General features: G+C 66.1%; 12 protein-coding genes. 6 read left to right on the top strand and 6 right to left on the bottom strand.

Annotated features, from left to right (window positions below; translation table 11 throughout):
• Positions 1-256: 256 nt before the first annotated feature.
• Genes ILT44_RS01310 through ILT44_RS01295 form a run of 4 tightly spaced genes read right to left on the bottom strand, consistent with a single transcriptional unit; the run spans position 257 to position 2,992 of the window.
• On the bottom strand, positions 257-1,501 hold the full coding sequence (locus tag ILT44_RS01310) for a CCA tRNA nucleotidyltransferase (protein WP_204237743.1): 1,245 nt from the start codon (positions 1,499-1,501) through the stop codon (positions 257-259).
• A complete protein-coding gene (locus tag ILT44_RS01305) occupies positions 1,501-1,758 on the bottom strand; it encodes a DUF6111 family protein (RefSeq protein WP_204237742.1) in 258 nt (85 codons plus the stop codon). The genes ILT44_RS01310 and ILT44_RS01305 overlap by 1 nt, the downstream gene beginning before the upstream one ends.
• Positions 1,755-2,393 (bottom strand): CoA pyrophosphatase, encoded by a 639-nt coding sequence (locus ILT44_RS01300; RefSeq protein WP_204237741.1) that lies wholly within the window; start codon positions 2,391-2,393, stop codon positions 1,755-1,757. The genes ILT44_RS01305 and ILT44_RS01300 overlap by 4 nt, the downstream gene beginning before the upstream one ends.
• A complete protein-coding gene (locus ILT44_RS01295) occupies positions 2,393-2,992 on the bottom strand; it encodes a DUF1285 domain-containing protein (RefSeq protein ID WP_204237740.1) in 600 nt (199 codons plus the stop codon). The genes ILT44_RS01300 and ILT44_RS01295 overlap by 1 nt, the downstream gene beginning before the upstream one ends.
• A 198-nt stretch (positions 2,993-3,190) precedes the next feature.
• Here ILT44_RS01295 and ILT44_RS01290 point away from each other — a divergent pair, with 198 nt between their 5' ends.
• The 4 genes from ILT44_RS01290 (at position 3,191) to ILT44_RS01275 (ending at position 10,136) form a co-directional block, all read left to right on the top strand.
• Entirely contained in the window at positions 3,191-4,207 is a 1,017-nt protein-coding gene (locus ILT44_RS01290; protein ID WP_204237739.1) for an AAA family ATPase, read from the top strand.
• 10 nt (positions 4,208-4,217) lie between these two features.
• Positions 4,218-5,144, top strand: a complete 927-nt coding sequence (locus ILT44_RS01285; protein ID WP_204237738.1) for a DUF58 domain-containing protein — start codon at positions 4,218-4,220, stop codon at positions 5,142-5,144.
• 3 nt (positions 5,145-5,147) lie between these two features.
• Positions 5,148-7,952 carry a DUF4159 domain-containing protein gene (locus tag ILT44_RS01280; protein WP_204237737.1) on the top strand — a complete coding sequence of 935 codons (2,805 nt, stop codon included), beginning with the start codon at positions 5,148-5,150 and terminating at the stop codon, positions 7,950-7,952.
• 111 nt (positions 7,953-8,063) lie between these two features.
• On the top strand, positions 8,064-10,136 hold the full coding sequence (locus ILT44_RS01275; RefSeq protein WP_204237736.1) for a hypothetical protein: 2,073 nt from the start codon (positions 8,064-8,066) through the stop codon (positions 10,134-10,136).
• A gap of 294 nt (positions 10,137-10,430) precedes the next feature.
• Here ILT44_RS01275 and ILT44_RS01270 read toward each other — a convergent pair whose 3' ends face one another.
• Both ILT44_RS01270 and ILT44_RS01265 read right to left on the bottom strand, forming a co-directional pair.
• Complete coding sequence (locus ILT44_RS01270) at positions 10,431-10,943, bottom strand: GNAT family N-acetyltransferase (RefSeq protein WP_204237735.1); 513 nt, start codon at positions 10,941-10,943, stop codon at positions 10,431-10,433.
• A gap of 154 nt (positions 10,944-11,097) precedes the next feature.
• On the bottom strand, positions 11,098-11,580 hold the full coding sequence (locus tag ILT44_RS01265; protein ID WP_204237734.1) for an NUDIX domain-containing protein: 483 nt from the start codon (positions 11,578-11,580) through the stop codon (positions 11,098-11,100).
• A 355-nt stretch (positions 11,581-11,935) separates the two neighbouring features.
• Between ILT44_RS01265 and mbfA the strand changes: the two genes are divergently transcribed.
• Together mbfA and ILT44_RS01255 are read left to right on the top strand one after the other, a co-directional pair.
• On the top strand, positions 11,936-12,907 hold the full coding sequence (gene mbfA / locus ILT44_RS01260) for an iron exporter MbfA (RefSeq protein ID WP_204237733.1): 972 nt from the start codon (positions 11,936-11,938) through the stop codon (positions 12,905-12,907).
• Positions 12,908-12,960: 53 nt separating this feature from the next.
• Positions 12,961-13,875: a metallophosphoesterase family protein gene (locus tag ILT44_RS01255; protein ID WP_204237732.1), complete on the top strand. Its 915-nt coding sequence runs from the start codon at positions 12,961-12,963 to the stop codon at positions 13,873-13,875.
• Positions 13,876-14,063 lie beyond the last annotated feature (188 nt).

Raw genomic sequence — 14,063 nt, 5'->3', positions numbered from 1 at the left:
GCGATCACAGGTGTGCGAGACCTGCGGCGGGACCGCTCCCTGCCCCACTCTTGCGACGCCTCGCGAGCGCGCCCCTCAAGGGCGGGGATAGGGAATGATATAGCCCAGCTTAGGACACCTGTCAAGAACAAAGTGAGAACAAAAATCCTATCAAGACACCGTCATTCCGGTTGACCCTGCTCGGCATGGGAACGGCGATGTTCCGCTCATCTTGCAACACGGATCTGTACTTCGTTTCGTCCAGGACGATGGCGACCTAAAGCTGCTCCAGCACGCGCCTGAGCAGATCCCTAGCATAGACCTCATCCGTCCGGCAGCCCTCAGCCAGCCAGGCCTGTCGGGCCCGGGCGAGCATTTCGCCGATCTTCGGCCCCTTCGGAACGCCGCCCTCGATGAGATCGGCTCCGCGTAGGGGGAAGACCGGCACGGACTCAGTCCCGCTGCGATAGCGCGCGAGCGCCTCGCGAGCGTCCTCATGGACGACAGGAGACGGCTCCCTGGCCGTCGCCGCGAGAGCAATCCCCAGAGCCTCGGGCTCGTGATCCGCCACCAGGCGGCGGATGGCTGCGGTGTCGACCGGCAGGGACCAGGTCTTCAGAAGGCTGAGAAGTTCGGCATAGGCAGCAAGCTTCCTGTGCTCGTCATTGGACAGCCGAAGCTGATCCCGCAGGCGCTCCGCATCTTCCTCTACCCCCACGGCAAGGGCAGCCAGGCGCCAGATTGCGACCGGGCTGTCTCGGTCATCGGCGGCCACGCGACCGAAGCGGCCGAACTCGGCGGCGCCGCCGAGGAGCTCGGTGAGGAAGCCATGATCGGCAAGAATGCGGATCGTCTCCTCCGCCCGCTTCGCCACGAGAAGCTTCAGAAGTTCATGCCGGATCCGCTCCTTGGAGAGGATCGCCAGACCTTGCCGCTCGGCTCCTGAAGCCGCCAGCCCCTCCGGATCGGGGGCTCCTTGCGCATATTCCGCATGGAAGCGGAAGAAGCGCATGATCCTTAAGTAATCCTCGCGGATGCGGGTATGGGCGTCGCCGATGAAGCGCACGCGCCGGGCGGCGAGATCCGCCTCGCCTCCGGTGTAGTCGTAGAGCTGCCCGTCGAGCCCAAGGGACATGGCATTGATGGTGAAGTCCCGCCGCCTGGCGTCACGCACGAAATCGCGCCCGAAATGCACCACCGCATGGCGTCCGTCCGTCTCCACGTCCTCGCGCAGGGTGGTGATCTCGAAGGGCTCGCCGTCGACGATCACGGTGATCGTGCCGTGCTCGATGCCGGTCGGCACGGCCTTGAACCCGGCTTCCTTCGCGCGTCCCATGATGGCGTCAGGCAGCATGGTGGTGGCGCAGTCGACCTCGGTCACGGGCCGCCCGAGCAGGGCATTGCGCACGGCACCGCCGACGACGCGGGTCTCCTCGGTTCTGCCGTTGAAGACTTCGAGAAGGCGGCGCAGTTCGGGACGCGCGAGAAGGTTCGCAAGCTCCTGTCGGTGGAGAGTTTCCATCACTTGAAATGCCCTGGAATCACCTGCCCGTTCTCAACCCGCGACGGCACATAGGTGCCGGTCTGACGCTCGGCCAGAAGGCCCGTTGCAAGCAGCGAGATGACGACGAAACTCAAGCCCGCAATGGTGAGCCACATCGATTGATCGCTCCAGTGGGACCAGACCAGGGGATTGCGGCGGCGGATGACGAGATACGCGGCGAACAAGACGAAGGGCAGAAGAAACAGCACCAGCCCCTGAACAATTGCTCGCGTCATGAACCGTAGAGCCTCTCGTAAAGGTTGCGGATGATCCCCGCCGTCACGCCCCAGATGTAGCGTCCCTGGTAGGGCATTGCATAGTAGCGGCGAAGCCTCCCCTTCCACTCGCGGGAATGGAGCTCATGGCGGGCGGGGTCCATGAGGAAACCGAGCGGCACCTCGAAGGTGTCGGCCACCTCATCGTGATTGAGGCTGAGGGTGTAGGAAGGCGAGACCCGCGCCACCACCGGCATGACGAGATAATTCGTCGTGGACAGATAGGCATCGAGATAGCCCAGGGGCGTGATGTAGCGGCTGTCGAGGCCGATCTCCTCCATGGCTTCGCGGCACGCCGCCGCCAGGACCGAGGCGTCGGTCGGATCGACCCGCCCGCCCGGAAAGGCGATCTGCCCCGAATGCTGGCGCAGATGCGCGGCGCGCTCGGTGAGCAGCAGCATCGGCTCCTCGCGCATGACCACAGGCACCAGAACCGCGGCAGGCTTTGGCGACAGGGGATGGACCAGCGGCATGTCGTCGAGGCTATGGTCGCCTCTTGGATTGCCGATCGCCTCCTCCGGATGCGGAGCCTCCGGCCGCAGCCGCTCGGCAGCGAGCGTCAGGAAGTCCGGTTCGTCGTGGGGGGCAAGACGCATCAAAGGGCGCCCAGATCGGGCATGGAAGCGATGTGGAAGAACATGCCACCTGCCGTGATGCCGAAAGCGGCAGCACCCTCCACATCCTTCTCCTCGCCGAGCGCGATCAGGTCGAGAGCGAGCGCTCGCGTCACGAGCGCCCACAATTCGCCCCGGACCCTTACGTAAGGCTTGATGCCGCCATGGGCGTCCTGATCGAAGCGCAGGGAGTGCTCGGGCCCGACCTGCACGAGATCGTCCACATTGGTGCGGAAGGCGATCTGCCGGCCCTTTCCCTCACCGTCCACGGCCATCTCGACGGCGAGGAAGGGCGCATCCTCGACCATGATCCCGACGCGCTCGACGGGCGTGACGAGCACATAACGCTCAGGGTCCTTGCGCAGGACCGTCGCAAACAGCTTCACGAGAGCGGGCCGATTGATGGGAGAGCCCATGTAATGCCAGGTTCCATCGGCGGCGATGCGCATGTCGATCTCGCCGCAATAGGCAGGGTTCCACCGCTCGACGGGAGGCAGTCCTTTCCGCCGAGCTTCAGGGCCAAGCGCCTCCGTCAGGCGGGCCAGGGCACTTCCGGGTGTGAGAGGCGAAGGATCGGTCATGACGCAAGCGTGAACAGGATTCTCGATTTTCGGGATCGACGAACGGCCATCGATGGTTACTTGCTAAAGCATAGAGTCCCCGGCTGCCTCGTCCACTCCCATCGGCTGATCGCTGCGGCGCATCGACCCTTGCCTATCGACCCTGAACAAAGGCAGACTAGCTAACGGGGGCATGCGTATGAGAGGGAGAATGACCTCATGACGGCTAGCATTGCTCAAGCGCCCACCGCATTGGACGACGCGATCATCCGCAGCGCGGAGGCGACGCTTGAGACTGTGGGCCGCGCCCGTGAGGCCATTCATACCGTCATCTTCGGCCAGGAAGACGTGGTGGATCTCACCCTGATCACCCTCCTTGCCGGCGGCCACGGCCTGCTCGTCGGCGTTCCGGGCCTCGCCAAGACGAAACTTGTGGATACGCTGGGCACCGTGCTCGGGCTCGATGCCCGCCGCATTCAGTTCACCCCGGACCTGATGCCGTCCGACATCCTGGGCTCCGAAATTCTCGACGAAGGCGCCGATCGGCGCCGCTCCTTCCGCTTCGTGAAGGGCCCGGTCTTCGCGCAGCTGCTCATGGCCGACGAGATCAACCGCGCCAGCCCCCGCACCCAGTCGGCCCTTTTGCAGGCCATGCAGGAGCATCACGTCTCGGTGGGCGGCGAGCGGCACGACCTGCCGCAGCCCTTCCACGTGCTGGCGACGCAGAACCCGATCGAGCAGGAGGGCACCTATCCCCTCCCCGAAGCCCAGCTCGACCGCTTTCTCCTTGAAATCGACGTCGGCTACCCGACCCGCGACGCAGAACGGCGCATCCTGATCGAAACGACGGGCGTCGAGGACCATAAGCCGACCGCCGTCATGAATGCCGAGGCGCTCATGAACGCCCAGCGCCTCGTCCGCCGCCTGCCCGTGGGTGAGAGCGTGGTCGAGGCGATCCTCGATCTCGTGCGCTCGGCCCGTCCGGAAGCAGACCGGATCGAGGGTGTCAGCGACAAGATCCTGTGGGGTCCGGGCCCCCGCGCCAGCCAGGCATTGATGCTGGCCGTGCGCGCCCGCGCGCTCATCGAGGGCCGTGTGGCGCCCTCCATCGCCGACGTGGTGGCGCTGGCCGAGCCGGTGCTCAAGCACCGCATGGCGCTCACCTTCTCCGCCCGAGCGGATGGAGACACGATCAAAAGCGTCATCGGCCGGCTCACCGCGCGGCTGGCAGGCTAGGATCACCGTCATGGCCCGTGTCCGGGTCCTTCCCGAAAGCGCCCGCTTGCCGGGCCGCCGCGAGACGGAGAATGCGCTCTCCCTCGCCCACCGCATGCCGCGCCTCGTGCTCGAAGCCCGACGCGTCGCCGCCAATCTCGCCCATGGCATCCATGGCCGCCGCCGCGCGGGCATCGGCGAAACCTTCTGGCAGTTCCGCCCCTTTGTCGCCGGCGAGGCGGCGCAGCGGATCGACTGGCGCCGCTCGGGCCGCGACGACCGGCTGTATGTGCGCGAGCGCGAGTGGGAAACGGCCCAGACCGTCTGGTTCTGGATCGACCGCTCCGCCTCCATGGGCTACGCCTCGGACCTCGCTCAGGCCCCCAAGATCGAGCGCGCCATCGTCCTGGGCCTGGCTCTGGCCAATTGCTTCGTCGAAGGCGGGGAGCGGGTCGGGATGCTGGGGCTCATGCCGCCGCGGGCGACCCGGCGCATCGCCGAGGCCATAGCCCAGACCCTGGTGGCGGACCGCACCTCCCTCGAAGAGGACCTGCCGCCGCAGGCTCCCGTTGCGCCGCAGCACGAAGCGATCCTGATCAGCGACTTCCTGTCGCCTGCGCGCGACATCGCCGCCATGGTCGAGGGCATCTCGTCCCGCGGCGCGCGCGGACATCTCGTCATGATCGTCGACCCTGTTGAGGAGACGTTCCCGTTCCAAGGTCAGGCGGTCCTGCACGATCTGGAGGACGGCCTGTCGCTGCGCATCGGCGATGCCATCTCCTGGGGCAAGGCCTATCGCCTCCGGATCGAGCAGCATCGGGCAGAGCTGCAGGAACTGGCGCGCCGCCGCGGCTGGACGCTGACCATCCACCGGACCGACCGGCCGGCGAGCGAGGTGGCCCTGCGGATCATGACGCTCGTGGCGGCCTCCCGCGGCACCGGCATGGGAGGGCGCTGAGCGATGCTGGGTCTTCCCCTCACCTTCGCCGTTCCGCTCGTCCTGACGGCGCTCGCGGCGCTTCCGGCCATCTGGCTGCTCCTGCGCATCACGCCGCCGCAGCCGAAGCGCGTGGACTTCCCGCCTCTCAAGATCCTGGCCGATCTGCGCCCTGAGCAGGAAATGCCGGCCCGCACGCCCTGGTGGCTCCTGCTGTTGCGGCTGCTCCTCGCCGCTTTCCTGATCCTCGCGGCTGCCGGCCCGATCTGGAATCCCCTGGCTGAGGACAACAACCGCTCGCCGCTCCTGATCATCCTCGACAACGGCTTTGCCGCCGCTCATGACTGGCGCGACCGCATGAACCTGGCCTCCGAACGCATCGAGGCTGCCGGCCGCGACGGGCGCACGGTGGCCCTCGTGGCCACGGCTGAGGCGCCTGTGGCCATCGAGCCCGCGAGCCCAGCCGCAGCGCTCGAGCGCCTGCGCTCCCTGAAGCCCCAGCCGCACCTGCAGGACCGTCAGGCTCACCTGGATTCCGTGAAGCGATTCCTGGAATCGACGCCTGACGCCCATATCGTCTGGATCAGCGACGGGGTTGCAGGCGTTGACGGACAAGGCTTCATCGATGGTTTGGCATCCATGGCGGACGGTCAGCGGATCACCGTTCTGAAAGCGGAGCGCGCTCCGGCTCTTGCCATCGCCGGGGTGGAAAATGCCAGTGGCCAGCTCAATGTCAGGCTTGTGCGCCCTGAGCCGAACGGACGAGACTCCGGCACAGTCCGCGTCCTCGACCTCAAGAGCCTGCCGCTGGCAGACATGCGGTTCTCCTTCGAGGCCAATGCCACCGAAACAACAGTTGCCTTCGATCTGCCGACCGAGATCCGCAATGCCATCGCGCGCATCGAAATCCTCGGCGAGAGCTCGGCCGGTGCCGTCCATCTCCTCGACGAGCGCGGCAAGCGCCGCCGCGTCGGCCTCGTCTTCGGCGGAACGTCCGATCAGGCGCAGCCCCTCCTCTCGCCGCTCTACTACATCGAGCGGGCGCTTGCGCCTTATTCGGAGATCCGCACGGGCCGCGGCGGCATCGCCGATGCGGTGAACCAGCTCATCGACGAGCAGGTCTCCGTGCTGGTGCTGGCCGATGTGGGCGGGCTCGACCGGGAGACCCTCGGCAAGGTGACGGCCTTCGTCGAACAGGGCGGAATGCTGCTGCGCTTTGCAGGCTCCCGGCTTGCCGCCGGCAATGACGAGCTGGTGCCCGTTCGCCTGCGCCGGGGCGGACGCAGCCTCGGCGGCACCCTCTCCTGGGACACCCCGAAGACCTTCGCGCCGTTCACCCGCGAGAGCCCCTTCTTCGGCCTCGCCGTGCCGGAGGAGATCGGCATCCGCCGCCAGATCCTCGCCGAGCCGGATGGCGACCTGCCGTCACGGACCTGGGCGGCGCTGGCCGACGGGACGCCGATCGTCACGGCCGACAAGCGCGGCGACGGGATGATCGTCCTCTTCCACGTGACCGCCGACACCACCTGGTCGAACCTGCCCCTGTCAGGGCTTTTCGTGGACATGCTGCGGCGGACGACGGCTCTTGCCGGCGCGCCGAGCGACATGAACGCGGAGGCCCGCAATGCGGAGAACGAGACCGTGGCTCCCCGCCTGACGCTCGACGGCTATGGCATCTACACCTCACCACCCGCCAATGCCCGCGCGATCACCCGCATTTACACCGATCGGGCGACCAGGGAACACCCGCCCGGCTTCTATGGACCGGTGGATTCGAGCCTTGCAGTGAACGCGCTCCTGCCGAGCGATCGGCTGGCTCCGCTCAACTATTCCCCGCTCAATGCCAGGATCGCTCCGCTCGCCGGAGCACAAACCATCGATTTGCGCATGCCGCTCTTCATGATTGCCCTGCTCCTGCTGCTCGCCGACACCATCGCCTCGCTCTGGCTCGGCGGCCACCTGTCCAACCTCTCGGGTCGTCTGCGGAAAGCGGGCGCGACAGCCGCCATCGTGCTGGCCTCGATGCTGCTGCTCAACCCCGTGTCCGATGCGAGCGCGCAGGAGCGCCGGTCCTCGATGACGATGGAGAGCTCGAATCCCGCTCTCGTGACGCGGCTGGCTTACGTGATCACAGGCGATGCACAGGTGGACGACACCAGCAAGGCCGGCCTCACCGGTCTGACGCAGGTGTTGAGCCAGAGAACCGCCCTGTCACCGGGCGAGCCCATCGGCATCGACCTGTCGCGGGACGAGGTCGCGTTCTACCCGCTGATCTACTGGCCCATCGTGGCAAGCCGGCCCATGCCCTCCGAGGCCTCGATCCGCCGCCTCGACGCCTTCATGAAAGGCGGCGGCACCGTGATCTTCGACACGCGCGATGCCTTCGGCAACCGCCTGGACGGCGCCCCCACCGCCGAAGGGCAATACCTGCGCCGCATGCTGGCGAGCCTCGATATCCCGGAACTCGAGTCGGTGCCGGCCGATCACGTGCTGACGAAGACATTCTACATCCTCGACAGCTTTCCCGGCCGCTACGCCACCGGGCAGACCTGGGTCGAAGCCCTGCCGCCGCAGGCCGAGGGCGAGGCGAGCCGGCCTGCCCGCTCCGGAGACGGCGTGTCGCCGATCATCATCACGTCGAACGATCTCGCCGCGGCCTGGGCCGTGGGTCAGCGGGGCGAGTGGCTCTATCCCGTCGTCGGCAGCGACCAGCGCCAACGGGAATTCTCGTATCGAAGCGGCGTCAACATCGTCATGTATGCGCTGACCGGCAACTACAAGGCCGATCAGGTGCACGTGCCGGCCCTGCTCGAACGGCTCGGGCAGTAGGCATGAGCATTTTCAAGCAAAAGTGGATCGCGGTTTTGCGGAGGAAAATGCGTCAGGACAGCAACGAAAACCTCTTCATTCGAGTGAATGAAGAGGTTTGAGGAGATCGCTTTGCTTTCAGTCAGCTTCTCCCCTCTCATCCCGGCTTACGCCCTCTGGGTCCTCGGCGCGGTCGTCGCTCTGCTGGCGATCCTGGCGCTGGTCTCCCGAGGGCCCGTCGCGATCCTCAGAGCCCTCGCCCTCGGCCTCGTTCTCCTCGCGCTCGCCAATCCGGCGCTGGTTCAGGAAGACCGGGAGAAGGTGAAGGACATCGTTGCGGTGGTCATCGACCGCTCGACCTCGCAGACCCTGGGCGACCGCTCTCCCATGACCGATCAGGTGCGGGCCGAGCTGGAGCGCCGTTTCGGTTCGCTCACGGATGTGGATCCGCGCTTCATCGAGGCCGAAAACGGCAGCGGCGACGACGGCACGCGCCTGTTTGCGGCGCTCTCCAACGGGCTCGCCGACGTACCGCCGGACCGGCTCGCCGGCGTCATCTTCGTCACCGACGGCGTCGTCCACGACATTCCGCCCTCCGTGGAAGGCTTAGGCTTCAGGGCACCCCTTCATGCGCTCATCACGGGCAGGCCGGACGAGCGCGACCGGCAGATCAAGCTGCTGGAAGCGCCCCGCTTCGGCATCGTCGGCAAGGATCAGACCATCCGCGCCCAGGTGATGGAGCGCGGCGGCACGGGCTCGGCTCTCGTGACGGTGCGCCGGGACGGCCAGGTCATGAGCCGTCAGCAGGTGCGTTCTGACAAGCCCTTCTCCCTCGACGTGCGCATCGAGCATGGCGGCACCAACGTGGTCGAGCTCGAAGTGGAGGGATTGCCCAACGAGCTGACGCAGGCCAACAACCGGGCCGTGGTGCCCATCGAAGGCATCCGCGAGAAGCTGCGTGTGCTGCTCGTCTCCGGCGAGCCGCATGCGGGCGAGCGGACCTGGCGCAATCTCTTGAAGTCGGACGCCAATGTGGACCTCGTCCACTTCACCATCCTGCGCCCGCCGGAGAAGCAGGACGGGACGCCGATCAACGAGCTGTCGCTCATCGCCTTCCCGACCCGCGAGCTGTTCCAGCAGAAGATCAAGGAATTCGACCTGATCATCTTCGACCGCTATGCGAACCAGAGCATCCTGCCATCGAGCTATTTCGAGAACATCGTACGTTATGTGCGCGAAGGCGGTGCGATCCTCGTGGCGGCGGGGCCGGAATTCGCGAGCTACGGCAGCCTTGCGCAGACGCGGCTTTCACCGATCATCCCGGGCCAGCCCAACGGCAGCATCGTCGAGCAGCCCTACAAGGCGCAGATCACCGATACCGGCGACCGCCATCCGGTGACCCGCGACCTGCCGGGTTCGGAGCAGAATCCTCCGGCCTGGGGCGAGTGGCTGCGCATCATCGGCACGCAGGTCCAGTCGGGCTCGACGCTCATGTCGGGCGCCAACGACCTGCCGCTTCTCGTGCTGCGCCGAGAGGACAAGGGCCGCGTGGCGCTCCTGCTCTCCGACCATGCCTGGCTCTGGGCCCGCGGCTATCAGGACGGAGGTCCCCATCTCGACCTGCTGCGCCGCCTCGCCCACTGGCTCATGAAGGAGCCGGCCCTGGAGGAGGAAGCCCTGCGGGCCAGCGCACAAGGGCGCGACATCCGCATCGAGCGCCAGACCATGGCGGAGACGGCCGACCCGGTGACGATGACCGCGCCGAGCGGCGCGGAAAGCAGCGTCCCTCTCACCGAGTCGCGCCCCGGACTTTTCACCGCGCAGGTGGCGAGCCGCGAGCTGGGACTTCACACGGTGCGCTCGGGCGACCTGATCACCTTCGTCAGCATCGGACCGGCCAATCCACGCGAATTGATGGACGTTTTCAGCAATACCGAGGCTCTCAAGCCCATCGCCGAGGCGACCGGCGGATCGGTGCGGCGCGTGGCCATGGCGGGCGATCAGGCTCTTACCCTGCCGCGCATCGTTGCCGTGCATTCCGGCACGCGCTTTGCCGGCGGCGACTGGATCGGCATCAAGCCGAGCGACAGCGCCATCGTGCGCGGCGTCTCGATCTTCCCGATGGCACTCGGCTTCGTGGGGCTGGTCCTGCTGATCGGCTCGACGCTTGCGGCGTGGCTGATCGAGGGTCGGCGAAGGGCGTAAGCGAGATCCGCAATCGGCTTCCACCTTTTCCCCCTCCCCCTTGCGGGGAGGGATAAAGGGTGGGGGTCGGAAAGTCGGAGCGAGCGCTCGACGAGTTGATCAACACTTTCACTACCTCGTCATCACCGGCCTTGTGCCGGTGATCCCGATTGTCTTGAGCGTCGCATTCTTCCGATCGGGATGGCCGGGACAGGCCCGGCCATGACGGGGACGTCTCACCCAATCGCACCACCCCCACCCCTAACCCCTCCCCGCAAGGGAGAGGGAACAAGCGGTGTGAACCGAAAGCGCCGCCTATCTGCCCGTGTCGGGAATCGTACTCACGATTCCCTTCGCACGGGCCAGCGCCCCCTCCTCCAGCTCCAGCGCCAGGAAGCGTGCGGGATTGACCGGGCCGGGAAGCTGCAGATGCTGGGGCGGAATGTGCCCGAAGCCGAAGCGGCTGTAATAGGGCTCATCGCCCACGAGCAGCACCAGGGTGTGCCCGTTGGCCTTCGCAGCGTCCAGCGACCGGCGCATCAGCGCTGCACCGATGCCGCGGCCCTCGAACGCCGGCTCCACGGTCAGGGGCCCGAGCATGAGGGCCTCCTCCTCCCCGGCCATCACCGGGGTCATGCGCACCGAGCCGACGAGCAGGGTGCCGACCATGGCGGTGAACGACAACTCAAGCCGATGGGACGCCCCTTCGCGCAGGCGGGAGGCGGTGCGGGCGAAACGGCCCGGGCCGAAGGCGCGCTCGTGCAGGCGCTCGATGGCTTCGGAATCGATGGGTTGCTCTGTGCGGATCAGGAGCGAGAGCTCAGTCATGAACGGACTCGGGCGTAAGACGAAAAAGACATGAGGCGGCTGGACGAGATTCAGCCGTGTCGTCGTCGCAGAATCCGGGTGTCGTTCATGGGCTCGGCGTTTCCTCGAAGGGTTTAGGCCATAGCAGTGTCGGCAACGCGGCGCAAACCCTCACTCACCAGTCCTCGGAGGGAGGCTGGCCCTCGAGGATCTCCGCCAGGCGCCTGCGGGTGGCCGAGGTCGTCTCTTCCGGCAATCGGTCGAGCGGGAAGAACCCCGCCTCCGCGATTTCCCGATCCGGCCGCTTGATCTCCAGCACCGTGAAGCGGCGGATCACATAGACCAGCACGTGATCCCGCCTGGACGTCCTTTGATTGAAGTACACGCCGAAGAGAACCGGAGGCTCGTCCGCCGCGATGCAGGCCTCCTCACGCAGCTCACGCCGCAGGGCCGCCAGAGCCGTCTCGCCGGTCTCCACACCGCCGCCGGGCAGGTGCCAGCCGGGCACATAGGTATGCCGGATCAGGAAAACCCGGTTCTCTTGATCGAGTACGATCCCCCTGACCCCCAGGGTCATGCCCCGGGAGAAGCGCCAATAGGTATGAAGCCCCCAGGAGAGCAGGCGCGACGCTTTGCGTGACGGCGGGGAGTCAGACATCAAAACCATGCAAGCATGACAAGATTACCGGAGGATGAAGGTGGTCATTCATTTCATGCATAGCTGTTCCTGAAACTTGGCACGTGACCCGCATAATACGAAGGTCTAAGACAGTCTCAACCAAAGGTGTTCCAATGTTTCTCGCTTTCATCCTGTCCCACCTGAACCGCTCAACCCGCTTTTCCTGGTCGCCCGCCCTCAATTTCGAGGACCGCACGATCTACTCGACCCTGATCCCCGGCGCCCAGTACTGAGCGACGGGCAGGACCTGCCAGCGCGGCTGCAGGAGACTTGACTTGAAGAGTCTTGGCTCGGGTTCGTCTTCAATTTAGAATATTTCTAAATTGGAGCTGTCATGAAGTCCCTGTCAGAACTCTCCGAGCGCGAGGTCATCGCGCTCGCGATTGCGAGCGAAGAGGAAGATTCGCGGATCTATCAGCATTTCGCGGATCGCCTTCGCCCCGATTTTCCCGCTTCGGCCGAGATCTTCGATGGCATGGCCGAGGAAGAGCGGGAGCATCGCAACTCCCTCTACGGGTTTTATCGCTCCCGCTTCGGCGAGCACCTTCCGCCGATCCGCCGGGAGGACGTGCGCGGCTTCCTGAAGCGGCGTGCGGTCTGGTGGAGCCCTCATCTCGATCTCGACAAGATGCGCCGCGAGGCGGAGGTCATGGAGCTGCAGGCGGCGAGCTTCTACGAGAAGGCGGCCCAGCAGACCCTGGACGTCTCCCTGCGGGAGCTTCTCACCAAGCTGGCGGAGATCGAACGCGGGCACGAGCGCAAAGCCGGTGAATTGCATGCCGCCCATCTGACCGAGAACGCGCAGGCCGCCGAGGAGCATGCCCGCCGCCGTCTCTTCGTGCTGCAATACGTGCAGCCGGGACTGGCCGGACTCATCGACGGCTCCGTCTCGACGCTCGCGCCGCTGTTCGCAGCCGCCTTCGCCACCCAGAACAACTGGGAGACCTTCCTCGTCGGCCTCGCGGCTTCAGTCGGCGCGGGCATCAGCATGGGCCTCACCGAAGCCTTGTCCGACGACGGCGAAATCACGGGCCGGGGCTCGCCCTGGCTGCGCGGTCTCGTCTGCGGCCTCATGACGGCGGCCGGCGGACTCGGCCACACCCTGCCGTACCTCGTGCCGGATTCCTGGCCCAACGCCTTCATCCTGGCCACCAGCATCGCGGCGCTCGTGGTGGCGGTGGAGCTGATCGCGATCTCCTGGATCCGGACCAAGTACATGGAGACGCCGTTCTGGAGCGCCGCCTATCAGGTGATCGTCGGCGGCGTCCTGGTGCTTATCGCCGGTATCTTCATCGGCAGCGCTTGACGCAAGCGGTGGCCCGCGCGAACTCTCCTGTCCACCCGCAACAATCGGCTCTCATGTTCCGCATCGCTCACCTGACCGACCCCCATGTAGGGCCCCTGCCGCGGCCGCGCCTGAAGCAGCTTCTGAGCAAGCGCCTGACCGGCTGGTACAACTGGCACAGCAGCCGGCAGGATCTGCATGACATGGAGCTTCTGGCTGAGCTGGTGGCCGACATCCATGCGCAGCAGCCCGATCACGTCACCTGCACAGGCGATACCTGCAATATCGGCCTGCCAGACGAGTGGAAGACCTCCCGCATATTCCTCGAAAGCCTGGGCGACCCCTCCCGCGTCACCTTCGTGCCCGGCAATCACGATGCTTATGTCCGCGGCTCGCTCGAGGGGCTCCTGAAGGAAGTGGGTCCCTGGACGCGGGGCGATGACGGCCGCGAGGCGAGCTTTCCCTATCTCCGCCGCTACGGCTCCATCGCGATCGTCGGCCTGTCGTCCGCCATCCCGACGCTTCCCTTCGTTGCATCCGGCCGGGTCGGCTCGAAGCAGATGAAGGCCACCGAAGAGATCCTCAAGGAACTGGGTCGCGATCCAAGCTGCTTCCGGATCGTGCTGATCCATCACCCGCCTCATGTGGGCGGCGCGGAGCCGGGCCGGAACCTCACCGATGCGCGTCGCTTCGAGGCCATGCTGTGCCGGGCCGGCGCGGAGCTCGTGCTCCACGGCCACAACCACGTGGGATCGCTGGCCCACCTCGACGGCCCGCGCGGCCCTATCCCCGTCATCGGCGCACCCTCGGCCTCGTCGCGCGGCGGAACGCTGACTCACACGGCCGGCTATCATCTCTTCACGATCGGCCGTGATGAAACGGGCTTCCTCCTCATGGCGGAACGGAGGGGATTGAAGCCCGACGGGACTGTAGGCGGTCTGGGCATGCTCTCGCTCGCCCGCATTCGTCAACCTCACGAGCAGGAGTAAGGCGCAAGCATGCTTCTAGGAGTAGCTGCGCCTAAGCCAAGTTAATCTTCACCCCGCCCGAGCTTAGGCAAAGCTAAGCTTCAGTATTTGCAACGGATTTTCTTCCCGCGGCACCTCCGATTTTCTGGAACCGCTCAGATCGCTCCCCGTTGAAGGGGTGCAGCGGACACCCATGACTTTTGCAAGCC

Source organism: Microvirga arvi, from assembly GCF_016892765.1.
Lineage (GTDB): Bacteria > Pseudomonadota > Alphaproteobacteria > Rhizobiales > Beijerinckiaceae > Microvirga > Microvirga arvi.
Note: the sequence above shows the minus strand (reverse complement) of the source record. Positions and strands in the feature narration are given on the sequence as shown.